The organism is Roseinatronobacter bogoriensis DSM 18756 (assembly GCF_004366635.1).
Taxonomy (GTDB): Bacteria; Pseudomonadota; Alphaproteobacteria; order Rhodobacterales; family Rhodobacteraceae; genus Roseinatronobacter; species Roseinatronobacter bogoriensis.
In genome coordinates, this window is record NZ_SORN01000011.1 from 1 (window position 1) to 20,982 (window position 20,982).

Below are 20,982 nucleotides of genomic sequence, written 5' to 3' on the forward strand. Positions count from 1 at the left end.
AAGGTCGGGTCAGGCAACTTGAAAGGGTTCTTGTCATCGCTTTCCTTAGGTTATACGGTTTCCGCTACGGAACCATTTTTATGAAAGTTTTCCTAAATCAAGAATGCGTATTCAAACTTTTGAAATATCCGGGCCTGTCTTGGTCAACCCTCGTCGCTTTGGAGATACACGCGGTTGGTTCAGCGAAACTTGGAATAAGCAGGCCCTTGCGAGCGCGGGGCTGAACTGGCCCGATTTCGTTCAGGACAATCACAGCTTCTCAGCCCCACGTCACACATTGCGGGGTTTGCACTACCAACGCCCGCCGCACGCGCAGGACAAGTTGGTGCGCTGTTCGCGCGGCGTAATTCTGGATGTAGCGGTAGATGCGCGCAAAGGCTCGCCGACATATGGCCAGCACGTCGCTGTGGAGTTATCGGCCGAGACAGGCGCGCAGCTTTATGTGCCCAAAGGGTTCCTGCATGCTTTCCTGACCCTGACCGAGGATTGCGAAGTACAGTATAAATGCACTGATATCTATGCACCTGATTGCGATGGCGGGCTGGCATGGAATTCATGCGGCATTGATTGGGGCACGGATGCCCCCGTCTTGTCTGACAAGGATGCACAAGCCCCTTCATTTGCAGATTTCGAGACACCGTTTCAGTTTGAAGGATAGTGCATGAAACTTCTGGTGACAGGCGGGGCCGGGTTTATCGGCTCGGCAGTGGTGCGGCTGGCTGTGGCGCGCGGGCATAGCGTGGTCAATCTGGATGCGCTGACCTATGCGGCCTGTCTGGAGAATGTGGCCTCTGTGGCCGATCACCCGCTATACGCCTTCGAGCAGGCCGATATCCGTGATCGCGCAGCCCTGACGCGCATCTTTGACAGGCATCAACCTGACGCGGTGATGCATCTGGCCGCCGAAAGCCATGTTGATCGCTCCATCGACGGGCCTGGGGATTTCATCTCGACCAATGTGGCCGGCACCTATGAGCTGCTCGAAGCCGCACGCGCCTATTGGCAGGCCAAGGGCCGCCCAGAGAGTTTCCGCTTTCATCATATCAGCACCGATGAGGTATTCGGTTCGCTGGGCGCAACAGGGCAGTTCACGGAAGAAACGCCTTATGATCCGCGCTCACCCTATTCGGCCAGCAAGGCAGCCAGTGACCATCTGGTTCAAGCCTGGCACCACACTTATGGCCTGCCAGTGGTGATGACGAATTGTTCCAACAATTACGGGCCATACCACTTTCCTGAAAAGCTGATCCCGGTAGTGATCCTGAACGCGCTGGCCGGAAAACCGCTGCCAATCTATGGCGATGGGTCCAATGTGCGCGACTGGCTTTATGTCGAAGATCACGCGGATGCGCTGCTTTTGGTGCTGGAAAAAGGCACGCTTGGGCGCAGCTACAATATCGGCGGCGAGAATGAGCGCAGCAATCTGGATCTGGTGCGCACGCTTTGCGCCATTCTGGATGATCTGCGCCCCAAGGATCAGGGCAGCTATGCCGATCAGATCACGTTCGTGACCGACCGACCGGGCCATGATGCACGCTATGCGATCGACCCGACCCGCATCCGTGACGAGTTGGGCTGGCGTCCGTCGGTCACTGTTGAAGAAGGCTTGCGGCGCACAGTCGAATGGTATCTGGCCAATGAGGGCTGGTGGCGCGCGTTGCAATCGCGTGACGGCGTTGGTGAAAGATTGGGGGTGCGCGCGTGATTTTGGTGTTCGGCCAAAGCGGTCAGGTCGCGCAGGAATTGGCACGGCTTAGCCCCGATGCAATGTTCCTTGGCCGCGATCAGGCCGACTTGTCAGACCCTGATGCCTGTATGGACGCGATCCGCGCCCATGCACCCCGCGCGGTGATCAATGCGGCCGCTTATACAGCGGTAGACAAGGCCGAAGACGAAGAAGCACTTGCCACCACGATCAACGGCACAGCCCCTGCGAGTATGGCGCAAGCCTGCACGGAACTGGGCGTTCCTTTGGTTCATATCTCGACCGATTATGTATTTGACGGGTCTGGCGAACAGCCCTTTACCCCTGACCAGCCGACTGCTCCGCTTGGGGCCTATGGTCGCTCGAAGCTGGCGGGGGAAATGGGAGTGCGGGCCGCGGGCGGTGCGCATGCGATCTTGCGTACATCCTGGGTGTTTTCCGCACATGGCAATAATTTTGTCAAAACCATGCTGCGGCTTGGGACCGACCGCGATACCTTGCGCGTGGTGGCCGACCAGATTGGCGGGCCAACCTCGGCCCGGGCGATTGCGCACGCCTGCCTGACGATAGCCGAAAAATTGCAGGAACATCCTGACCTTTCAGGGATCTATCATTTTTCGGGGGCACCTGCGACCAGCTGGGCAGGGTTCGCCCGCGCGATCATGGCCATAGCGGGGCTTGATTGCCAGATTGAAGATATTCCAAGCACTGAGTTTCCAACACCTGCGCAACGACCGCTGAATTCACGAATGGATTGCGCGACATTGGCGCGGTTCGGACTGGCGCAGCCAGACTGGCATGCCGATTTGAGAGACGTCATTGCGGAATTGAAAGGCAAAGCATGACACAGCGCAAAGGCATTATTCTGGCAGGCGGGTCAGGCACGCGGCTTTGGCCGATCACGATGGGGGTCAGCAAGCAGCTTTTGCCAGTCTATGACAAGCCGATGATCTATTATCCACTTTCTGCGCTGATGCTGGCAGGTATACGTGAGATTGCAATCATCACCACGCCCGAAGATCAAGTGCAGTTCCAGCGTCTTATGGGCGATGGCAGCCAATGGGGCCTGAGCTTTACCTGGATCATCCAGCCAAAGCCCGAGGGGCTGGCACAGGCTTATGTACTGGCGGAAGATTTCCTTGCGGGCAGCCCGTCATTGATGGTTCTGGGCGATAATATCTTCTTCGGCCATGGCCTGCCCCAGATGCTCGCACGCGCCGATGCGAAACCCAATGGAGGCACAGTCTTTGGCTACCGCGTGGCAGATCCGGAACGCTACGGTGTGGTGGATTTTGACAATCAAGGCAATGTGCGCGCGATCATCGAAAAGCCTGTCGTTGCACCATCGCATTACGCTGTCACGGGACTGTATTGCCTGGACGCCACAGCCCCCCAGAAAGCGCGCGAGATCAGCCCCTCTGCGCGGGGAGAGTTGGAGATCGTCAGCCTGTTAGAGATGTATCTGGCCGAGGGCACGCTTTCAGTGGAAACAATGGGCCGCGGTTATGCCTGGCTAGATACAGGTACGCATGAAAGCTTGCTAGACGCTGGCAACTTCGTACGCACGCTTGAGTTGCGACAGGGCTTGCTGATTGGTTCCCCGGACGAGATCGCGTTCAAAACAGGTTGGATCACAGCGGCACAGTTAACAGCCCGCGCTAAACAGTTCGGCAAGAACGCTTATGGGCACAGTCTCGCGGCCCTTTATAAAACCCCATGACAGCGGTGCGCGGGGCGGTCTGTGCTGTGTTGTTAGAAATGACAAAGCTGGCGCAGCCGAGATCGGACAATGCCTGACGACTGAGGCAGAAAGAGCTATCATGCACCAGCCAAGTGTTGCGCCAGAACAACCCTGCTTATACCGGAAACTCTGATCAAGAGCGGAAGACACCTGTTTTTCTAGGCTCAGGACCCATTGATTTCAATCTTGCGGCGTGATCCACGCTCTGTAAGGACACCGATCAATGAGCAATCTTTTCTTGCTGACTGAGTGAAGCGGATCAGAAAACAGTCCGGGGGGCTGATCGCCACCTGCTACAACAGATGCTGATTGCTGCTCCCCGCCGGTTGCAGGTCACAGGGCGCATTCTCGTTGCCCATGACTGGTGCGCCGATCAGTTTATCACAGGCGCCGGGGACAGAGTGTTGAAGCTGCCCGATGCGCATATGCTGTATCGCCAGCATGACCGCAACCTGATCGGCGCCAATGACACGCTGCGCGCCCAGATGCGACGGCTCTCGCGGGAGGCAAAGGGGGGGGGGCAACGGTCCTGGTTAAGCACCAATCTGGCGGTCTGCGCGATTGCGCCGATCTGCTGACCCCAAAGGCGCGGGTCGCGTTCAATGACTGCGCCAGACCGCACGAAGCCCGCAATCCCGCAATAAGGCAACGTGCCCTTTTCCGGTTGTGCCCGTTCTGGCAAGCGCATCGTGGCACATTGGCTCTTTGGGTGGCCGGGATCATGGGGGTTATGACAGTATCGAAGCGCGTGACGCGCCGCATGACAGACTGTGAGCAGACACTCAGCTTTGCCACGCAGAATTGACCCCGGCATTATTACCGAGATCTAATCCACCCGGTTATATTGTTTCGCGTATCATGTGGGCATCAATTCTGTTGCCATCTTTCGCTTCTTTTTCTCCGTCTCGGAACTGTCCCGGAAGGCACCGGCCCGATTGTCACCGCCTGCCACAGGGCGGGTCTGGGCTTGTGCAGGCAGGCAAAGGCAAAGGGCGGCAAGTGAAGCAAGGGCAATCGGATCATACGCGGTCTTCTGCTATGCCTCAGCCGTTCCAGAGAACGCAGCCGAGGTCGGTGAGATCATACCCCCCCAGATGCGCGGCGCGGCGGGTGAAGCTGTCAGAGCGGGCGAAGGTCAGCAAGGTCTGGACGGGCTGTTCAAAATAGTCGCGCCGGGTCATGGCCAGATCGAAGCTTTCATCAGTCACAAGCGGGATGAAGCCGAGATGACCCGCGACAGCTTGCAGGCCAAGGCCGCAATCCGCCTCACCGGTCTCGATCAATGTGGCGAGGTCGGCATGGGTTTCTGCCGGACGGTCGACTGTGGTCAGATCGACAAGGCTCAGCCCCTCGCGCGCGAGCAGCGCCTCGAACAGCCGGGTCGAGCCGGCGCCTCCCGCGCGCGTGGCAAAGCGCAGGCCGCGCTGCGCTGCGTCCTTCAGATCGGCAATGCCCTGCGGATTGCCTGCCGCCGTGATCAGCCCCTGCGTCCGGCGCGCCCAGTGGATCAGGACATGGCTGGTGCCGGGCAGATGCGAGCGCACTGCGGTGCGGTTCCAGTCGCCCGTCTTGGGGTCAAGCAAGTGGCACCCGGCCAGCACCGCGCGCCCGGCGGCCAGATCCTCCAGCCCCTGCACCGACCCGCGCGCCAGCACGGCCAGCCCGCTGCCCGACTGGCGCAGCGCCCATTCCAGAAGCGGATCATTCGAGCCTGCATAGATCGGCGGGGCGGGCGCGATGCCTGCCTCGGGCAGTTCGGTCTGCGCTTCCAGCCAGGCATCGACCAGTCTGCGCGGGAACAACAGTTTGCCCGTGGCGCGGCTGAACGGGATCGTCTGGCGCGCAACCATCTCATAGATCGTGCGCTCCTTGACGCGCAGGTAATCGGCGACCTCTCCCGTGGTCATCAGGGGCGAGTTGACAGCCGATTCAGCGGCATCAGAAGTCAATTCCGTCTGAGATTGCTGCATTTTTATGCATTCCTATGCGAGATTTACATGTTTGAATTCTACTTTGTTTTCTGATTTTTTTCTATAGCTTTATGTAAGGATTCTCGATGGACGGACCATTCGTAATCGCCTTCCGCCTGATCGCCAGCGGCGATCCCGCCCTGATGCAGATCATCGGGCTGTCATTGCGCGTCACGCTCACCGCCGTTCTGATCGCCTGTGCGGTTGGCCTGCCCCTGGGCGCGGCACTGGCGCTCGCGCGGTTTGCGGGGCGCGGGGCGGTGATCGTAGTGTTCAACGCATTGATGGGCTTGCCGCCCGTGGTCGCAGGGCTGATCGTCTACCTGATGCTGTCGCGTTCGGGGCCATTCGGATCGCTCGCGCTCTTGTTCACACCCACGGCCATGATCATCGCGCAGACGCTGCTGATCCTGCCCATCGTCATCTCGCTGACCCGGTCCGTGGTTGAGGATCTTTGGGCCGAGTATCGTGAACAGCTTTTGTCGCTCGGTGCGGGCCGCCTGCGCGCGGTGCCGACGCTTCTCTGGGACGGGCGCGTCTCGCTGCTGACCGGTGTGCTGGCAGGTTTTGGCCGTGCCAGTGCCGAGGTGGGCGCTGTCCTGATCGTGGGCGGCAATATCGCAGGCCACACCCGCACCATGACCACCGCGATCACGCTGGAAACCGCGCGCGGCCAGTTGGGTCTGGCTGTGGCGCTGGGGATCATCCTGCTGACGCTGACCCTGACGCTGAACGCCGCTGCATGGGGCGCGGGACAATGGGCGCGGGGGCGGCTGGGATGAAACCCGTGCGCGATTCCCCGGCCTCGATCCTGCCGCTCGCGCTCGATGGCATGGGCTATGCAGTCGCGGGCAAGCCGCTGCTGTCGGATATCACCCTGCGGATAGAAACCGGGCGGCGGCTGATCGTGATGGGGGCGAATGGCGCAGGCAAAAGCCTGTTCCTGCGCCTATGCCACGGGCTGATCGACCCTACAACGGGCCGCCGCCTCTGGGCCAGTGGCGAAGGCCGGGCCGAAGCGCAGGCAATGGTGTTCCAGCGCCCGGTCCTGCTGCGCCGCTCGGTCGCGGCCAATCTCGACTATCCGCTGGCGCTGGAAGGTCTGCCCCGCGCCGTGCGCCGCGAGACTGTCGCCCGCACGCTCGACCGTTTCGGGCTGAACGCCCTGGCCGAACGCCCTGCACGCCTGCTGTCGGGCGGCGAGCAACAGCGCCTTGCGCTGGCCCGCGCCTGGGCGATGCGCCCGCAAGTGCTGTTTCTCGACGAGCCATCCTCCGCGCTCGACCCATCGGCCACGAAAATCATCGAAGAGATGGTCGCGCAATTCTCCAGCGAAGGCATCACCATCGTGATGACCACCCATAATCTGGGGCAAGCCCGGCGTCTGGGCGAACAAGTGGCCTTCCTCCATCGCGGCAGGCTGATCGAACACCGACCCGCCGCCGAGTTCTTCGCGGGGCCCCAAACCCCCGAAGCCCGCGCATTCCTCGCGGGCGATCTGATCTGGTAATGACAACAGGGAGTGACCAAACCATGATCCACACGCGCCGTATTATCCCCTCCGCCGCATCCGGGCTTGCGCTGATTGCAGCTTTACCCGCGAGTGCGCAGGAGTTTATCACGGTGGCCTCGACCACCTCGACCGAAAATTCGGGCCTGTTCGGGCATATCCTGCCAATGTTTCAGGAAGAAACCGGCATTGAAGTGCGCGTCGTCTCGCAGGGCACGGGCCAGGCGCTGGAGACAGGTCGGCGCGGCGATGCCGATGTAGTCTGCGTCCATGCCCGCGCGCAGGAAGAGGCCTTCGTGTCCGATGGCTACGGCGTGCAGCGCTTCAACGTGATGTATAATGATTTCGTCATCGTCGGCCCGAATGATGATCCGGCAGGGTTGCGGGATGCTTCGGACGCCGCGAGCGCCATGGCCGCCATTGCCGGTGCAGAAGCCTCTTTCGCCTCGCGTGGCGATGACAGCGGCACGCATGTGGCCGAAATGAACCTCTGGACCGCCGCCGGGGTGGAACCTTCGGGCACCTGGTATCTGTCCACCGGTTCGGGCATGGGGGCAACGCTGAACACCGCCGCACAAGTGCCCGCATATGCGCTGACCGATCGCGGCACATGGCTGAGCTTCGAGAACCGTGGCGATCTGGAGATTGTCTTTGAGGGTGATGAAGTGCTGTTCAACACCTATGGCATCATTCTTGTGAACCCCGAACGCCACAGCCATGTGAAGGCCGAACAAGGGCAGGCTTTCATCGACTGGATCATCTCGGACGACGGGCAGGCCGCGATTTCCAGCTTCACTGTGGGTGGTGAACAGCTCTTCTTCCCCAGCGCGGCCAGCCAATGATGTGGGCTACAGCCATCGCGCAGGACGTGATGCTGTTTTCGTGCGGCTGGCAGATGCAGGCTTGAGCGCGCGCGTGTGGCGACAGGCAATGCCAAGCGTTGGCGTGTGTTTGCAACGTTTCGGAACATTGGGTCAGAACAAATCTGAAACGCGCGATACAATTGCTTCGGGCACCTCTATCGATAGCTGAGCGGCAGGTTGAAATGATGAGTGCCATTCACACCCTCTGGGGCGCGCGGGAACCGCGCGCGTTGCACAGCCTGAAGGGCCACGCGATCCAGCGCGGCATTGCCGGAACCCTGTGCGAGGCTGACACTCAAAAGCTGCCCATCAGCGCGCAGTTGCAGATGCAGAAGCACCGTTCCGGTCGCCCGGCTTCCGGGGCTGCGTTGCTGGCGCTGGATGGCCGAGCGGATTTGGCCGCCCCATTCAGCAAGCAGGCTGGCGCTGTTTGTACTGCCGCTCTGCGCCTGCGCCTGACCTGCACCGCGTTGTCCCTGATTGCCTTGTCCGGCTGCTTGCTGTCCGCGCGGGGCCGCTGCCTGAGGTGCTTGCCGCGTCTGGGCAGCATGTGCGCGGTCGGGCCTTTGGCGGGGGCGCGTGGTGGGGCTGCCTTCAGGCCTGGCAAAAAGCGGGGGAACATCACGCGCGACCTCTGGAATAGTCGGGGGCGCAGAGGGGCTTTCGCGTGGCGAGGACAGGTGCGGTAATTGCTGCTCTGACGGCGTGGCGGCTGGCAATTCAGGTGGCGGATCGCCCAGTTGTGGCGCAGTCATCGGCGGCGTGGGCTCGGACAGGGTCACAGGCCGCTCCCATGCGCGCACCATCGCCGTCAGTTCCGCATTTGCGGCCCCAAGGGGGGCGGGTATGCTGACCTCATTGCTGCCCCCATCCCCGCCTGACGCGACCCCATCAGGCGCTGTTGCTGCGAATACGGCCAGATGAGCCATCAGCGCGACCGAGGAGAAACCCAGAAATTCCAGCGCGGGCTTCATGGCGCGCCTGCAACGGCAACAAGTGTCACATCTTCCAGCCCCGCAGCGCCCAGATCCTGCAACACGCGGGCAAAGAGGGCAGCAGGCATGGCCGCATCGGCGCGCAGGATCAGCGGGCCGGGATCGGCAGACAGGAGGGACAGCGCCTCGGCCCCTGTTACGCCTTGGGCATAAAGCACGCCTTGCGCATCCAGCCATGCCACCCTTTCGCCAGCGGCAAGCGGCTGGTCGGCATGTTGCGCCATCGGTGGGGTGATCGTAACCGGATCAGGTGGGGCGATCTGTGCGCTCATCAGGAAAAAGATCAGCAGTAGAAAGACCACATTGATCATGGGAACCACACTTTCGCGGATCGGCTTGCGGGGAGGAAGGGGCGCAAAATTCATCACCTTACGGCTCCATCACTACAAGCTGCGCGATCCCTGCGTCCTGCAAGGTTTCACTGATACGTGTCAGATCCTGCACGCTGGCCCCTTCGCGCGGGCGCAGGATGACGATGGCATCCGCTTCTGGCATAAGTGGACGAAGTGCATCCGGGACAGCTTCCAGCCCAGTCTCCACCCCGTTCAACCAGACGCTGCGGGCGTCGAATTCGACCAGCCGCGGCGGGCCTTCATAGGGGGCAGTCCCACCCATAGCAGGCGCGAGGGCCAAGCCTATATCCTGTCCGAACCGCGCGGCCAGCATGAAGAAGACGAGCAGTAGAAAGACCACATCAATCATCGGGGTCAGGCTTGGGCGGCGCGCAGGCCGTGGGGCAGCGAAATGAAACATCATCCCCCCCTCGGCGTTATAAAGATGCGCGTTGCAAGGTCTTCCATATCAGCCTGCACCCGATCGCAGATGCTTTCGAACCAACTAAGCGCCATGGCCGCTGGAATGGCTACAGCCATACCCGCTGCGGTCGTCAGAAGGGCCTGCCATATACCGCCTGCCAGTGCCGCAGGATCAGCGCGGTTGCCTGCAGCCTGAAGTGCCTGAAACGCCTCGATCATGCCCAGAACCGTGCCAAGCAGCCCGATCAGCGGGGCAATCGTGGCAATCAGTTCCAGCGCGCGCAAGCCGCGCCGGGCCTGCATCAGCGCCATCTTGCCCACGCGCTGGGTTTCCTCGCGGGCGGCAGTGTCCGGCATCGCGGCGTCATGCCGGGTTTCCATGGCGCGGCGCGTGACGCGGGCGCGCAGCCCGTTGCGTGCGGCCAGCCGCGCTTGTGCGGCTGCGGGTTGCCCCGCGATCCAATCCGCGACAGCATGTTCAGAGGGACCGCGCGACCATGCCCCCAGCCGCACCAGATCCCAGAACTTCCACAGGATCAAGGCAGTGGTCAGCACCGACAGGGCGGCAATGACCCAAAGCGCTGGCCCGCCGCGCGTTAGAAAATCCAGAATGGCTGTCATATCCATATCTCTACCCTCCGCTCAGCCGTCCGATACTGGCCTGCCAGTCGCGTGCGCCATCACTAACAGATTGCAGGACCGCCTCGCCTACTGCATGCCCAAGCGCCGTATGCAGCCCGGCATAGGCAACCTCACCCTCGGGTGCGGCGACGGCAATGCAATCCGTTCCTGTCCCTGTCGCGTGCCCTGAGCTATCCGGCAGCCAATGCTCCGCCTCCAGAATGGCGGTGGTGCGGGCCTCTGTCGCTATGCTCAGCGCCTCCAGAAGCCCAATTTGCGACAGGGGCATATCTATGCACAACGCGATGTTGATCGTCCCATAGCCCGGTGCGCGCAACGCTTCGGCCAGATCCCTGTTCCAGTCACGGTCAGATCGGTCAACACGGTGTCCGACGCGTTCAGCATTTGACAAGCCGACAGTGGCGACTGCCTGCACGTGAACCCCTTCGACCTGTGCTTGCGCAATGTGGTGGTGGGTCACATCGCGCGAGGTCAGCATACACACGGTATCGAGCGCGTGGCGCGCGCGTAGTTCTTTCGTCAACCATTCGGTGACATCCAGATCAGGCGGCAAGTCGGAATTGCGCACCTGCCGCCACAGAATATGGCGCGCGCGGGTATATCCTGCGCCATGGGGGGCCCAGCTCAAAACCTGCATGACCTGCCCAAGATCAAACTCCAGCCAGGGTTGCTGCAAACTGACCCTCATGACACCAGCCCCAAAGGCTGCACGATCACGCCATCCTCGGTCTGCGCGATATGCGCGCGGATATGAAAGACTTCGGCCAGCAGGTCAGGTGTCAGGACGGACAGGGGCGGACCATCTGCGACAATGCCACCACGCCAGAGCACCACAAGCCGCGTGCAGAATCGCGCCGCAAGCCCAAGATCATGTATCGAGGCGATGATCGCACGCCCCCGGTCCGCCTCACGCGCGAGTGTCTGCATCAAGGTGATCTGATGCGCCGGATCCAGCCCTGCCGCAGGTTCATCGACCATCAGAACAGGTGTCGCCTGTGCCAATGCGCGCGCAATCAACACCCGCGCCTGTTCCCCGCCAGAAAGTTGGGTGGCAATGCGGGTGCGGAACCCCTCCAGCCCCATGCGGGCAATGGCGCTGTCAATCGCCGCTTTGTCCGCGTCCCCCGGTGTCCCGCCCGGTGCCAGATGTGGCAGGCGCCCCAGCGCGATCAGGTTTTCGACAGTGACGGGCCAGGCAATCTCTCGTGTTTGCGGCAGCCATGCGACAGTTTTTGCGCGTAATGACAGCGGCATGGCAGATATCGAGGACTGCCCGCGATGCGCCATCAGGCCAAGTGCGGCGCGCATCAAGGTCGTCTTGCCTGCACCATTCGGGCCAAGCAACCCCACACATTCCCCCGGCCCCACCGACAACGAAATGTCGCGCAGCACATCACAGGGGCCGTGCGCCACGCTGAAATCTGTCAACACCAACCCGCTCATAACTGTCCCTGTCTGCGTGTCTTGTAGATCAGATGCAGGAACAAAGGCGCGCCGACAATGGCGGTCAGCACACCCAGTTTCAGATCACGCGTGGGCAGGATGACCCGCACTGCAATATCTGCCATCAGCACCAGCACGGCCCCGCCCAGCGCCGAGGCAGGCAACAGCGCCGAGGGGCGCGCGCCCACAAGCGGGCGCAAGAGATGCGGCACCACCAGCCCGACAAAACCGATCGCCCCGGCCACGGCGGTTGCGGCACCAACCATGGAAGCCACGCCCATCACAAGTGCCAAACGCAAACGCCCCAGATGAACGCCCATGCTGGCAGCCGTATCCTCGCCCAATGTCAGCGCATCGAACTTGCGACCCTGCGCCAGCAACACCACGGCCCCAAGCGCAATGAAAGGGGCAGACAGCCAGACATGCGTCATCGAACGGTCTTGCAGCGATCCCATCATCCAGAACACGATTTCGGACGCCGCAAAAGGGTTGGGCGACAGGTTCAGCACCAGCGAGGTCAGCGCCCCCGCCAGCGCCGAGACAGCGATACCCGCAAGGATCAGTGTGATCGACCCGCCGCGCGGTCCTGCCAGCGCCAGAATCACAAGCACTGCAATCACGGCCCCGCCCAAGGCCGCAAACGGCAGCGCCAGAACATGCGCTGCGGCAAGCCCTGTCTGGAGCGCCAGCACCGCGCCCAGGGCCGCTGAACCCGATACCCCGATCAGGCCCGGTTCGGCCAGCGGATTGCGCAGATAGCCCTGCATCGCCGCCCCTGCCAACCCCAGCGCCGCGCCGACCAGCATCGCAAGGATCGCGCGCGGCAAGCGGATTTCGCGCATCACCAATGTCTCGGCCAAAGCATCACCCCAGACCAGCGCTGAAAGCGCCTGCACCGGCGCCAGCCCCGCCGGGCCGATTAGTAAGGATGCGGCGAAAAGAACCGCGACCAATGCCCCCAAGCCGACCCAAAGCGCGCGCGACATTTTTCTAGCCCCCCTCATGCAAGGCCGCGAGCCGCGCAATGGCGCGCAGTACCGCAGGTGTGCCGCAGACCCATTCGGCATCGGCCAGCGCATGGCTTGCGTGCCGGGTGCGCAGCGCTTCCATTGCCGGATGGCGCAGCACCTCCTCCGAGCGCGAGGCCCCCGGATAGGACTGGCCCGAAATTACAAGATCAGGCATCAGCATAATCAGCCGCTCCATCGCCAGCGTGCCGCCACCTGACAGACCGGCCTCTGCGGCGATATTGGTGAAGCCCGCGGCGGTCAGGATTTCATGCGCCAGCGAATTTTCGCCCGAGGTGTAATTATTCGCGTAATGCAGCGCTGCACGCGGAACATGGTCGCGCAAGACACGCAGCGCCGCCAGATCCGCTTCGAATTGCGCGATCACAGCTTCTGCGGCCGCCTCACGACCCAGCAGGCGACCTACTTCGCGAAGGTTCTCGGGGATGGCGTCCAGCGTGTTGACGATGGGCAGTTGCGCGACCTCAACCCCCAGGCGGCGCAGCAACCCGACTGTATAGGGCGAGGTGAACGCGCCGGCCAGCACAAGATCAGGAGCGAGCCGAAAGACTTCCTCACCCTGCCCGTGATTGATCGGATACTCCAGCGCTTGTTCCAGCATGACCGACACATTCGGATCATGCGAAATCCGCGAGATCGAGATGAGCTGGCCGGGGGCTGCCAGCATCATTGCCAGTTGATCGGTGCACAGATTGATCGAGACCACCCTTTCAGGTGGTCCCGCAGCCACGGCCCCTGCCCAGAGGACAAGGGCTGTGGCCAGGGCATTAGAAGCGCGACGCAACGCCAATGTAAAAGGCCCGGCCGGAGGTCTTGTAACCCGGATTTACTTGGTAATTGCGGTCGAACAGGTTGTCGACGCGCAGATAGAGGTCAGTGGCATCTGTCACACGATATCTGACTGCTGCATTGGCCACTGTGTAATCTTCCCAAACCGTCTCTCTTTCCGTAGGTCTGCCCGCAACATGCTGCAGGGAAAGCGTATAGCGCCAATCATCTTGGATCTGACCGTTGACGGCCAGATTGGCGGTATGGCGCGCGACCCCGGATATCCGGCTCTCATCAGGATTGCGCGCATTGGTATAGGTGTAATTCGCTGACAGGGAAAGCAGCTCCGTCACAGGCACATCAGCCGACAGCTCCACACCGCGCCGCCGCGATGTGCCAGAGAAATTGTTTAGCGTGTTAAGGGTGTCTCCAAAACAACTGAAGTCTCCATTTTCTGGATCAGTAAGCTCACAACCATCATAACCGATACGGTTTTGGGTGTTCAGCCAGAACACGGTCGCCGAGAGCGCAAGGCCCGAGGCCGCCCGATAATCGGCACCAATCTCGGCACTGTTGCTGCGCTCGGGCGTCAGCTCAGGATTGCCGATAAATTCAGAATCTGGATAATCGCCGAAGAGTTCGTCAAGCGCTGGCGCGCGAAAGCCACGCGCCACAGCGCCACGCAGCGTAACCGCGTCCGAAGCCTGATAGGCCATGCTCAGCCGCCCTGTCACGAAATTGCCGAAACTTGAATGCCGGTCGATCCTTGCATTTGCTGAAATATCAAGCGCATCGGTTGGCGACCACAAAACCTGCCCATAAGCGCCCAGCGTAGACGTGGCGCGCCCGTCGGGGATGGAGTCGGATTTCGCAGTCTCGCGCGAGAAATCCGTGCCCCAGCCCAAGGCCAGATCAGGGCTGAGTTGCGTGAGCCCGGTATAGTCCAGACTGTATCTGCGCCCGTCAAAACGGTTGACCCTTTCGCCAAGTTGGGTGACCGTACGTTGGATATCGAACACCCCCGCGCCAAGCGTGTGCTCAACATCTCCAAGATCGAATGCCCCTGTGACGCGTAGCCCGCCTTGCTGCCAGCGGGCCGCGGCATCGCCATCGGAAAGGAAAGTAAATGTATTCAGGTCGAAGGGATCATATTCACTTCGAGAATGCTGGAAAAAGCCCGACCACCCCAATGTAAACACATCATTCACCTGATATTTCCCAGAAAAGGACAGTCTCGTGGCCTCATACCCATCCGGCGCAGCGTCTGGTGAGAATGCCTCTGTGCCTCTGATCCCCTCGTATGCGGTGAACCCGCGCGTTCTGAAATGCGAGAACGACAGGGCTGCTTCGAGCCGGTCGTCGCGATAGGTCAAGCCATATCCCGCAGCGCGCGTGTTGAAGCTGCCCCCTTCAATGAAAGCGCTTTGCCGCAGCCCGTCTTCCTGAGCGCGGCGCGTAGAGATATTGATCACCCCCGCAACGGCGGACCCGCCATACAGTGCGGATTGCGATCCGCGCAGCAATTCCAACCGATCGACATCTTGCAGCGAAATCTGCCCGAGGTCAGTGCTGACAGATGTGCCGGTCGGATCATCTATCCTGATCCCGTCGACATAGACCGCTACATATTGGCCACCCGCACCACGCAGTCGAATACTGGCAGGCGCGCCGACCCCACCGGCAGTAACAATGCTCACACCGGGCAAGGTGGCGAGAAGATCGCTCAGACGGCTTGTGCCGCTTTGTTCAATCTGGTCTCGGTCCAGCACGGTGACGGACGCGCCCGCGCGCCGAATTTCGGTTTCCGTCAGATTCGCCGAAAACGTGATCTCTTCCAGATTGATGATCTGCTGCGCTGTGGCGGGAAGAGCCAATACGCCCACCAGCGCGGTCGAGGCGCATAGCCTCAGAATTGTGTCTTGCATCTGCAACACCCTTTTGCGGCCATCTACAGGCCGGGATCAGAAGTCTTGTCTGACGGATGCAAACGCACCGCAGACGGCGAGGGATGTCACCGCTACGGACGAACCGTTACCCGCAACGCCACCCGCGCCGGGATAGGGTGAACGCCTTGGCAGGTCTCCTGACTTGCGGGTCATTGCTCTGCCGGGCCTTCCCATGACGTAAGTCACAGTGGCATATGCCGACATCGCTCGCCGCCTACAGTTGCGGGGGCAGTCAAGGATTTGCTGCCCTTTTACAGGCGGCGCACCTCGTTCCCTATTACCAGATGCAAACGCATCCAGACCAAAGCACCACCCTGCTAACCAGATGAAACAGATTCTGCAATACGGCAAATCTTCAGGGTTTATTCGCAAGACATGCTCCTTGTCATATACGCTCTCAGAACGCCTGCTGCGACAGATCGGAGTGGGGGCGCCGTAATTCGGCGGGATTGTTCGTTGCATGTGACAACATGCCATAGCCACCTTTCGGGGGATGCCGATGAGAGTGCATGCTGGGCTTTGTTCTAAGCATCTGTTCTGGGCGCGGCGAAATGCTCGGGTCGCCCGTGCGTCGCAGTTGGAAAACGACATGCAAGCGGCAGGCTGGGCGATTTGGAAAGGACCGCTTCTCATCACAAGTGATCCGTCAGGTGCAAACTGACCATCCGGATCAATAGGGTCTTTACGCAACAGAATGGACGGATCAAGATATGCTCGATCCGTCTCACCGCCCGACGAATTCGAAACTGAATTGACGTTGTGCGCCTGTCGGTGGCGGCGGGAATGGTGCCGCGCGGCGGATGTGGTCAAGTGCGGCTTGATCCAGCCCGGAATGCCCGGAAGTGCGCGCGACAGAGGCTGATGCAAGGTTACCATTATTCCCGACGGTGAAGACGACGAGCACCTGCCCGCGCGCCGGGCTGCGGGCCTGACGCGTGCGCTGGATACGGCGCAAGACCTCGCCGGGATAGTTGGATGCAGCCGCGTTGCCCTGCGCGCTGGCTTGCGCGCGTGCCGGGGCCTGACTGGTGGACTGTCCATCGCTGCCTTGCTGACTGCCGCGCGCGGCAGTCTGTGCCGCATTGCCCTGCGGGGCGCGGGCTTGCCGCGTCGGTTGCGGCGGGGCTGCACGATCCGGTCGCGCGGGCGGGGTACGGCTGGTGGCGGGGGCCAGCTCGGACGGGCTTGTGTCCGGGCTGATGGTCTGTGACGGAGCTGCCGCGATGATCTCGGGCGGCGCTGTCCGGGCCGTTGGTTCCGAGGCTGTTCTCGGGGCGCGTTCCGGGGGGCTGCTGGTCTCCGGCGACTCTGGCATTGCAGGCAGAAGGGCCGCGCTTTGATCCGGGGCCATGGGCGCGACCAGCGCCGCTTGTTCCGGCTGCGGGGGGTGGGGTGTCAGCGCTTGTGCTGGTGGGACAGGAGGGGTTGTCGCGGCCTGCTCCATATCCAGCGGCTCTGCCTCTGACGGGGACAGCACGCCTTCGGCGAAATCCGCGAAGCTGGTGCCAAGCGCTGCGGGGGCATCTTCGCCGCCGCCTGCGATCAACGCTGCCTCGCGCGGGGCGAGGGCCGCCATCGCGCCCAGATGCAACAGCACGGACGCGCCCGCCGCCAGCGCAAGGGTTTTCACGCGCGGCGCAAGGTCCAGCCGCCGCAGGTCGCGCGGGCTGACCAGCGGGCAGCCATTGCGTTGCGGACAGGCGCGCAAAAGCGCAGTTGCGGTCATTCCAGCCCCCTTTCGGTCACGATCACCAGCTCCGCCACACCCGCCGCGCGCAGGGCTTGCGCCAGCGCGACGAGTTCGCCCGCAGGCGCGTCGCGGTCGGGCAACAGGCGCAGGCGCGGGGCATCCCCGAAGCGCGCCAGCGCGTCCTCGCGCGAAAGCCCGGCGCCCGCATGGCGCAGGCCGCCATCGGCCAGCATCACCAGCGCGTCCGAGGGCGGTTCGGTCGTGATCCCGGCCAACGAGACCAGCGCCACATCGGTCTCCGGGCGCGGCGCGAGGCTGCCTGCGATCAGAAAGAAGATCAGCATCAGGAAGACGATATTGATCAGCGCAATCGTCGGCTCGCCGCGCGGGCGGGGGGCTTGGGTCAGCGCGCGCATCATGGGGCAGGCCCCAGCACGGCCAGCCGCCAGCCGCGTAAGCCTTGCAGCAGATGCAGGACTTCGGCGAAAGCCTGCGCGCTAACATCTTCGCCCAGTGCAAGCAACACCAGCCCTTCGCCCCGTGCAGCAAGGCTCGCGCGCAGCTCATCCGCCGTGGTGGGCACCGCATCCAGCCGCAACCCGTCCTCGCGCAGTTGCACGAAGGCGGGCGGTGTTTCCGGCGCGCTGGCGGCCCCGCCCATCGCCAGATCGAGCGGCAATTCGCCCTGCCGCGCGAAGGTCGAGGACAGCATGAAGAACAGCAAAAGAAGGAAGATCACATCGATGAGCGAGGTCATCGACAGCCGCCTGCGCCTGATGGAAAGCGCCAGTCGCTCAGGCATGAGCCAGCGTCGCGCCCGTGCGCGCCTCCATCGGGCAGGTATCCTGCGCCAGCCCCCGGCAGAGCGCCACATCGACGATCTGCATCGCCAGCCGGGCCTCTCGCGCGACGCGGGATTCGAACCATGTCAGCACCAGTGCAGCAGGCATGGCGACCCCCAGTCCAACCGCAGTTGTCAGAAGTGCGACCCAGATGCCGCCCGCCAGCGCCGAAGGGTCAACATTCGCGCCGGCCTCTTGCAGGGCCTGAAAGGCCGTGATCATGCCCAGGACCGTGCCGAACAGCCCCAGAAGCGGGGCCACCTGCGCGATGGAATCGAGCAGGCGAAAGCCTGATTGCAGCCGCGCGATGGCCTCTTCCGCCAGCCCCGTCAGCCGCGCGCGCAGGGCATCTGTGTCGCCGGTGGCATTCAGTGCCAGCACGGCCAGCGGGGCCAGATGGCTGCGCGCCTGCCCGACCTGGCGCAGCGCCGCTTGCGTCGCGCCGCGATCGGCCTGATCGAGCGCTGCGATCAACCCGCCATGATCGCCCACGCCTGCGCGCTGGAATTGCCAGAGTTTGACCAGCACCAGCGCCAGCGCGAGCACGGACATGGCCAGCAAGATAGCGACGACTGGGCCGCCCAGCGCAAGAAAATCCCGCACGGCATCTAGAAGATCGGTCATTTCAGTACCTCGATATCGGTTGCGCTGCCCACCTCCAGCGCGGCCGTGCAGGCGCGGGCCTCAAGGGGCGTGCATGGACCCATCGCGTTGAACAAGACACGCCCGATATCGGCGCAGTCCAGCCCCGCCAGATTGAAACTGCGCACGCGCATGCCATTTGCAGGGAGCGACTGGAAATCCAGCAGGCTCAAGCGCAGCACGCGCGACTCGGGGCTCAGAAGCACGACTTCGGCCTGCAGGCTTTCGAATTCCGTCGAAAACCCGTTTTCCAGCACAAAGACCAACTGGCATTGATCCGCGCCCGGATTGGCCTGATCCAGCCGGATCGAAAGCGTCTCGGACAATGCAGGCGACAGGCCCAATCCAAGACAAAATGCAAACACGCGCATGAAGAAGCTGCCTTTCAGGTTCATATTTTTGGGAAAGGCTGGCGCATTGGCTGGCAGGGCAGAATTTCTGCTTGCAGTTGCGTTAACATTGTCTTAGTAAATCTGTCAAGAATGAAGCGCGACCCGCTTCACGCGCCATCCAGCCAAAGCCAGATACGCGCCTGACCCTCAACAGTTTCAGGAGCCCACTGATGTCTCTGGATACCCTCGTCCCCCTGTCCCCCGCTGATCTGCGCAATGCCCGCGCCGAAAACCCCAAGACCCGCGCCCGTGATCTGGCCGAGAGCCTTGGCGTGACCGAGGCCGCGCTGATCGCCGCCCATGTCGATGGCGCGCAGGTTTTGCGCATTGATGCCGGGCTGGACCGGCTGTTCCCCGCGATACAGACCTTGGGCGAGGTGATGGCGCTGACACGCAATGCATCCTGCGTGCATGAGCGCACAGGCACATACGAGGACTACCACTCAGGCAACCATGCCGCGATGGTGCTGGGGGCGGAGATTGATCTGCGCATGTTCCCCAAACATTGGGTGCATGGTTTCGCGCTTGTGGACGGCCCGCGCCCCTCGGTGCAGGTCTTCGATGCGGCGGGCGATGCAGTCCATAAGGTGTTTCTGACCGATGCCTCGGATCGTGCTGCGTTTGAAACCCTCGTCCGCGATCTGCGCCTGCTTGAGCAATCCGACACGATCACATTGACGCCCCGCGCGCCTGTCGAGGCCGCGAAACTGCGCGCCGACAATGCCGAGGCGCTGCGCCGCGAATGGGGCGAGATGACCGACACGCATCAGTTCCTGCGCATGGTCTCGAAGCTGAAGATGAACCGGCTGGGCGCATACCGTGTGGCGGGCGCGCCCTGGGCGTTCGAGTTACCGGCCGATACCGTCACGAAACTCCTGCATGCCAGCGCCGATCAGCAAATCCCGCTAATGATTTTTGTAGGCAATCAGGGCTGCATCCAGATCCATGGCGGCCCTGTCACGCGCATTGCACCGATGGGCCCATGGATCAATGTGCTGGACCCACGTTTCAACCTGCATCTGCGCGCCGACCATATTGCCGAAGTCTGGCATGTGGTCAAACCGATCCGCGACGGCATGGCCCATTCGATCGAGGCCTTCGATGCGCAAGGCGCGCTGATCGTGCAGATTTTCGGCAAACGTGACCCCGACACATCGGCTTTCCGCGCCCTGATTGAGCGCCTTCCCCGCAAGGCAGGAGCGTAAGCCATGCTGCGTGCAACACTTGCGCTCGCGCTGCTCGCATCCCCGCTCGCTGCGCAGGACCGCGTTGTCGTTGTGGGCGGGGGCCTGGCCGAAATCATCTATGCGCTGGGGCAGGAACACCGCCTTGTCGGACGCGACACGACGGCCAGTTTCCCGCCTGAAGTCGAGGAGTTGCCCGATGTCGGCTATATGCGCGCGCTTTCGCCCGAGGGGCTTCTGGCGCTCGACCCTGATCTGATCCTTGCATCAGAGGGGGCGGGGCCTGCGGAAACCGTGCAGATCATGCAGGCGGCGTCCGTGCCCTTCGTGCAGATCACGGATGATCCGAGCCCTGCGGCTGTGCTGGAGCGGGTGATGACCATCGCAGGGCATCTTGACGCAGGCGCACAGGGCGAAGCGCTTGTCGCGCAGCTGGAGGGCGAATTCGCAGCTCTTCGCACCGAGGCCGAGGCAGTAAGCGCCCCCAAACGCGTGATGTTCGTCCTCTCGGCGCAGGGCGGGCGGATCAATGCGGCCGGACGCGACACAGGGGCTAGCACCATGATCGAACTGGCGGGCGGCGCCAATGCCTTTGACGATTTCGCGGGCTATCGGCTGCTGAGTGACGAGGCGATCACCGCTGCCGCGCCCGATGTGATTCTGATGATGGATCGCGGCGGGGATCATGCAATCTCGGACGCGGAAATTCTGGCGCATCCGGCGCTGGGGCTAACCCCTGCGGCGGAAACCGGGGCGGTTATCCGCATGAATGGGATTTACCTTCTGGGGTTTGGCCCGCGTACAGCGCAAGCCGCGCAAGATTTGCACCGCGCGCTTTACCCTGATCAGCACAAAGGGGGCTGAGG

25 protein-coding genes and 1 riboswitch are annotated in these 20,982 nt (G+C 62.3%); of the genes, 10 read left to right on the forward strand and 15 right to left on the reverse strand.

Annotated features, from left to right (window positions below):
• Positions 1-103: 103 nt before the first annotated feature.
• The 5 genes from rfbC to EV660_RS16605 all read left to right on the forward strand — a co-directional run bounded on the left by rfbC (position 104) and on the right by EV660_RS16605 (position 4,024).
• The gene (rfbC, locus tag EV660_RS16585; RefSeq protein WP_071480190.1) at positions 104-658 is read left to right on the forward strand and encodes a dTDP-4-dehydrorhamnose 3,5-epimerase; all 555 of its coding nucleotides are present in this window, start codon (positions 104-106) and stop codon (positions 656-658) included.
• A gap of 3 nt (positions 659-661) precedes the next feature.
• Positions 662-1,705 carry a dTDP-glucose 4,6-dehydratase gene (rfbB, locus tag EV660_RS16590; protein ID WP_071480189.1) on the forward strand — a complete coding sequence of 348 codons (1,044 nt, stop codon included), beginning with the start codon at positions 662-664 and terminating at the stop codon, positions 1,703-1,705.
• Positions 1,702-2,550 carry a dTDP-4-dehydrorhamnose reductase gene (gene rfbD / locus EV660_RS16595; RefSeq protein WP_071480188.1) on the forward strand — a complete coding sequence of 283 codons (849 nt, stop codon included), beginning with the start codon at positions 1,702-1,704 and terminating at the stop codon, positions 2,548-2,550. Before rfbB ends, rfbD begins: the two co-directional genes overlap by 4 nt.
• Complete coding sequence (gene rfbA, locus EV660_RS16600; protein WP_071480187.1) at positions 2,547-3,425, forward strand: glucose-1-phosphate thymidylyltransferase RfbA; 879 nt, start codon at positions 2,547-2,549, stop codon at positions 3,423-3,425. The genes rfbD and rfbA overlap by 4 nt, the downstream gene beginning before the upstream one ends.
• 323 nt (positions 3,426-3,748) lie before the next feature.
• Positions 3,749-4,024: a hypothetical protein gene (locus tag EV660_RS16605; RefSeq protein ID WP_134047599.1), complete on the forward strand. Its 276-nt coding sequence runs from the start codon at positions 3,749-3,751 to the stop codon at positions 4,022-4,024.
• 465 nt (positions 4,025-4,489) lie between these two features.
• On the opposite strand, the gene EV660_RS16610 is transcribed toward EV660_RS16605, so the two are convergent.
• Positions 4,490-5,416 (reverse strand): helix-turn-helix transcriptional regulator, encoded by a 927-nt coding sequence (locus tag EV660_RS16610; RefSeq protein WP_084634786.1) that lies wholly within the window; start codon positions 5,414-5,416, stop codon positions 4,490-4,492.
• An 86-nt stretch (positions 5,417-5,502) separates the two neighbouring features.
• Here EV660_RS16610 and EV660_RS16615 point away from each other — a divergent pair, with 86 nt between their 5' ends.
• The 3 genes from EV660_RS16615 to EV660_RS16625 are packed head-to-tail and all read left to right on the forward strand — an operon-like array spanning position 5,503 to position 7,768.
• Entirely contained in the window at positions 5,503-6,198 is a 696-nt protein-coding gene (locus EV660_RS16615) for an ABC transporter permease (protein ID WP_071480185.1), read from the forward strand.
• The gene (locus EV660_RS16620) at positions 6,195-6,926 is read left to right on the forward strand and encodes an ATP-binding cassette domain-containing protein (RefSeq protein WP_071481979.1); all 732 of its coding nucleotides are present in this window, start codon (positions 6,195-6,197) and stop codon (positions 6,924-6,926) included. Before EV660_RS16615 ends, EV660_RS16620 begins: the two co-directional genes overlap by 4 nt.
• A 23-nt stretch (positions 6,927-6,949) precedes the next feature.
• A complete protein-coding gene (locus EV660_RS16625; RefSeq protein ID WP_071481978.1) occupies positions 6,950-7,768 on the forward strand; it encodes an ABC transporter substrate-binding protein in 819 nt (272 codons plus the stop codon).
• 176 nt (positions 7,769-7,944) lie between these two features.
• Here EV660_RS16625 and tolA read toward each other — a convergent pair whose 3' ends face one another.
• The 14 genes from tolA to EV660_RS16695 form a co-directional block, all read right to left on the reverse strand.
• Positions 7,945-8,763: a cell envelope integrity protein TolA gene (tolA, locus tag EV660_RS16630; RefSeq protein WP_071480183.1), complete on the reverse strand. Its 819-nt coding sequence runs from the start codon at positions 8,761-8,763 to the stop codon at positions 7,945-7,947.
• Positions 8,760-9,149, reverse strand: a complete 390-nt coding sequence (locus EV660_RS16635; protein ID WP_071480182.1) for an ExbD/TolR family protein — start codon at positions 9,147-9,149, stop codon at positions 8,760-8,762. Before EV660_RS16635 ends, tolA begins: the two co-directional genes overlap by 4 nt.
• 4 nt (positions 9,150-9,153) lie before the next feature.
• Positions 9,154-9,540 (reverse strand): ExbD/TolR family protein, encoded by a 387-nt coding sequence (locus tag EV660_RS16640; RefSeq protein ID WP_071480181.1) that lies wholly within the window; start codon positions 9,538-9,540, stop codon positions 9,154-9,156.
• A complete protein-coding gene (locus EV660_RS16645) occupies positions 9,537-10,166 on the reverse strand; it encodes a MotA/TolQ/ExbB proton channel family protein (RefSeq protein ID WP_071480180.1) in 630 nt (209 codons plus the stop codon). The genes EV660_RS16640 and EV660_RS16645 overlap by 4 nt, the downstream gene beginning before the upstream one ends.
• Before the next feature lie 4 nt (positions 10,167-10,170).
• Positions 10,171-10,869, reverse strand: a complete 699-nt coding sequence (locus EV660_RS16650; RefSeq protein ID WP_071480179.1) for an adenosylcobinamide amidohydrolase — start codon at positions 10,867-10,869, stop codon at positions 10,171-10,173.
• Positions 10,866-11,624, reverse strand: coding sequence for an ABC transporter ATP-binding protein (locus tag EV660_RS16655; protein ID WP_071480178.1), 759 nt, complete (start codon positions 11,622-11,624; stop codon positions 10,866-10,868). The genes EV660_RS16650 and EV660_RS16655 overlap by 4 nt, the downstream gene beginning before the upstream one ends.
• Complete coding sequence (locus EV660_RS16660) at positions 11,621-12,610, reverse strand: FecCD family ABC transporter permease (RefSeq protein WP_071480177.1); 990 nt, start codon at positions 12,608-12,610, stop codon at positions 11,621-11,623. The genes EV660_RS16655 and EV660_RS16660 overlap by 4 nt, the downstream gene beginning before the upstream one ends.
• A gap of 4 nt (positions 12,611-12,614) precedes the next feature.
• On the reverse strand, positions 12,615-13,382 hold the full coding sequence (locus EV660_RS16665) for an ABC transporter substrate-binding protein (RefSeq protein WP_232727384.1): 768 nt from the start codon (positions 13,380-13,382) through the stop codon (positions 12,615-12,617).
• Positions 13,383-13,419: 37 nt separating this feature from the next.
• Positions 13,420-15,345, reverse strand: coding sequence for a TonB-dependent receptor plug domain-containing protein (locus EV660_RS16670; RefSeq protein ID WP_071480175.1), 1,926 nt, complete (start codon positions 15,343-15,345; stop codon positions 13,420-13,422).
• 131 nt (positions 15,346-15,476) lie between these two features.
• Positions 15,477-15,687: riboswitch (cobalamin riboswitch) on the reverse strand.
• Between the two features lie 403 nt (positions 15,688-16,090).
• Positions 16,091-17,092 carry a TonB family protein gene (locus EV660_RS16675; RefSeq protein WP_084634782.1) on the reverse strand — a complete coding sequence of 334 codons (1,002 nt, stop codon included), beginning with the start codon at positions 17,090-17,092 and terminating at the stop codon, positions 16,091-16,093.
• Positions 17,089-17,475, reverse strand: coding sequence for an ExbD/TolR family protein (locus EV660_RS16680; RefSeq protein ID WP_311638491.1), 387 nt, complete (start codon positions 17,473-17,475; stop codon positions 17,089-17,091). Before EV660_RS16680 ends, EV660_RS16675 begins: the two co-directional genes overlap by 4 nt.
• Entirely contained in the window at positions 17,472-17,813 is a 342-nt protein-coding gene (locus EV660_RS16685; protein ID WP_071481975.1) for a biopolymer transporter ExbD, read from the reverse strand. Before EV660_RS16685 ends, EV660_RS16680 begins: the two co-directional genes overlap by 4 nt.
• A gap of 37 nt (positions 17,814-17,850) precedes the next feature.
• Positions 17,851-18,522, reverse strand: coding sequence for a MotA/TolQ/ExbB proton channel family protein (locus tag EV660_RS16690; RefSeq protein WP_071480174.1), 672 nt, complete (start codon positions 18,520-18,522; stop codon positions 17,851-17,853).
• On the reverse strand, positions 18,519-18,935 hold the full coding sequence (locus EV660_RS16695) for a hypothetical protein (RefSeq protein ID WP_071480173.1): 417 nt from the start codon (positions 18,933-18,935) through the stop codon (positions 18,519-18,521). Before EV660_RS16695 ends, EV660_RS16690 begins: the two co-directional genes overlap by 4 nt.
• Positions 18,936-19,102: 167 nt before the next feature.
• Here EV660_RS16695 and EV660_RS16700 point away from each other — a divergent pair, with 167 nt between their 5' ends.
• Entirely contained in the window at positions 19,103-20,137 is a 1,035-nt protein-coding gene (locus tag EV660_RS16700) for a hemin-degrading factor (RefSeq protein ID WP_071480172.1), read from the forward strand.
• Positions 20,138-20,140: 3 nt separating this feature from the next.
• On the forward strand, positions 20,141-20,980 hold the full coding sequence (locus tag EV660_RS16705; RefSeq protein ID WP_071480171.1) for a heme/hemin ABC transporter substrate-binding protein: 840 nt from the start codon (positions 20,141-20,143) through the stop codon (positions 20,978-20,980).
• Positions 20,981-20,982: the final 2 nt, after the last annotated feature.

Coding starts and splice junctions, on each gene's coding strand:
- EV660_RS16675 (WP_084634782.1), bottom strand. CDS start 17,092: ATGACCGCAACTGCGCTTTTGCGCGCCTGTCCGCAACGCAATGGCTGC.
- rfbB (WP_071480189.1), top strand. CDS start 662: ATGAAACTTCTGGTGACAGGCGGGGCCGGGTTTATCGGCTCGGCAGTG.
- EV660_RS16690 (WP_071480174.1), bottom strand. CDS start 18,522: ATGACCGATCTTCTAGATGCCGTGCGGGATTTTCTTGCGCTGGGCGGC.
- EV660_RS16605 (WP_134047599.1), top strand. CDS start 3,749: ATGCTGATTGCTGCTCCCCGCCGGTTGCAGGTCACAGGGCGCATTCTC.
- rfbC (WP_071480190.1), top strand. CDS start 104: ATGCGTATTCAAACTTTTGAAATATCCGGGCCTGTCTTGGTCAACCCT.
- EV660_RS16615 (WP_071480185.1), top strand. CDS start 5,503: ATGGACGGACCATTCGTAATCGCCTTCCGCCTGATCGCCAGCGGCGAT.
- EV660_RS16700 (WP_071480172.1), top strand. CDS start 19,103: ATGTCTCTGGATACCCTCGTCCCCCTGTCCCCCGCTGATCTGCGCAAT.
- EV660_RS16670 (WP_071480175.1), bottom strand. CDS start 15,345: ATGCAAGACACAATTCTGAGGCTATGCGCCTCGACCGCGCTGGTGGGC.
- rfbA (WP_071480187.1), top strand. CDS start 2,547: ATGACACAGCGCAAAGGCATTATTCTGGCAGGCGGGTCAGGCACGCGG.
- EV660_RS16655 (WP_071480178.1), bottom strand. CDS start 11,624: ATGAGCGGGTTGGTGTTGACAGATTTCAGCGTGGCGCACGGCCCCTGT.
- EV660_RS16685 (WP_071481975.1), bottom strand. CDS start 17,813: ATGACCTCGCTCATCGATGTGATCTTCCTTCTTTTGCTGTTCTTCATG.
- EV660_RS16640 (WP_071480181.1), bottom strand. CDS start 9,540: ATGATGTTTCATTTCGCTGCCCCACGGCCTGCGCGCCGCCCAAGCCTG.
- EV660_RS16660 (WP_071480177.1), bottom strand. CDS start 12,610: ATGTCGCGCGCGCTTTGGGTCGGCTTGGGGGCATTGGTCGCGGTTCTT.
- EV660_RS16635 (WP_071480182.1), bottom strand. CDS start 9,149: ATGAATTTTGCGCCCCTTCCTCCCCGCAAGCCGATCCGCGAAAGTGTG.
- EV660_RS16620 (WP_071481979.1), top strand. CDS start 6,195: ATGAAACCCGTGCGCGATTCCCCGGCCTCGATCCTGCCGCTCGCGCTC.
- EV660_RS16650 (WP_071480179.1), bottom strand. CDS start 10,869: ATGAGGGTCAGTTTGCAGCAACCCTGGCTGGAGTTTGATCTTGGGCAG.
- EV660_RS16695 (WP_071480173.1), bottom strand. CDS start 18,935: ATGAACCTGAAAGGCAGCTTCTTCATGCGCGTGTTTGCATTTTGTCTT.
- EV660_RS16625 (WP_071481978.1), top strand. CDS start 6,950: ATGATCCACACGCGCCGTATTATCCCCTCCGCCGCATCCGGGCTTGCG.
- EV660_RS16645 (WP_071480180.1), bottom strand. CDS start 10,166: ATGGATATGACAGCCATTCTGGATTTTCTAACGCGCGGCGGGCCAGCG.
- EV660_RS16705 (WP_071480171.1), top strand. CDS start 20,141: ATGCTGCGTGCAACACTTGCGCTCGCGCTGCTCGCATCCCCGCTCGCT.
- EV660_RS16680 (WP_311638491.1), bottom strand. CDS start 17,475: ATGATGCGCGCGCTGACCCAAGCCCCCCGCCCGCGCGGCGAGCCGACG.
- tolA (WP_071480183.1), bottom strand. CDS start 8,763: ATGAAGCCCGCGCTGGAATTTCTGGGTTTCTCCTCGGTCGCGCTGATG.
- EV660_RS16610 (WP_084634786.1), bottom strand. CDS start 5,416: ATGCAGCAATCTCAGACGGAATTGACTTCTGATGCCGCTGAATCGGCT.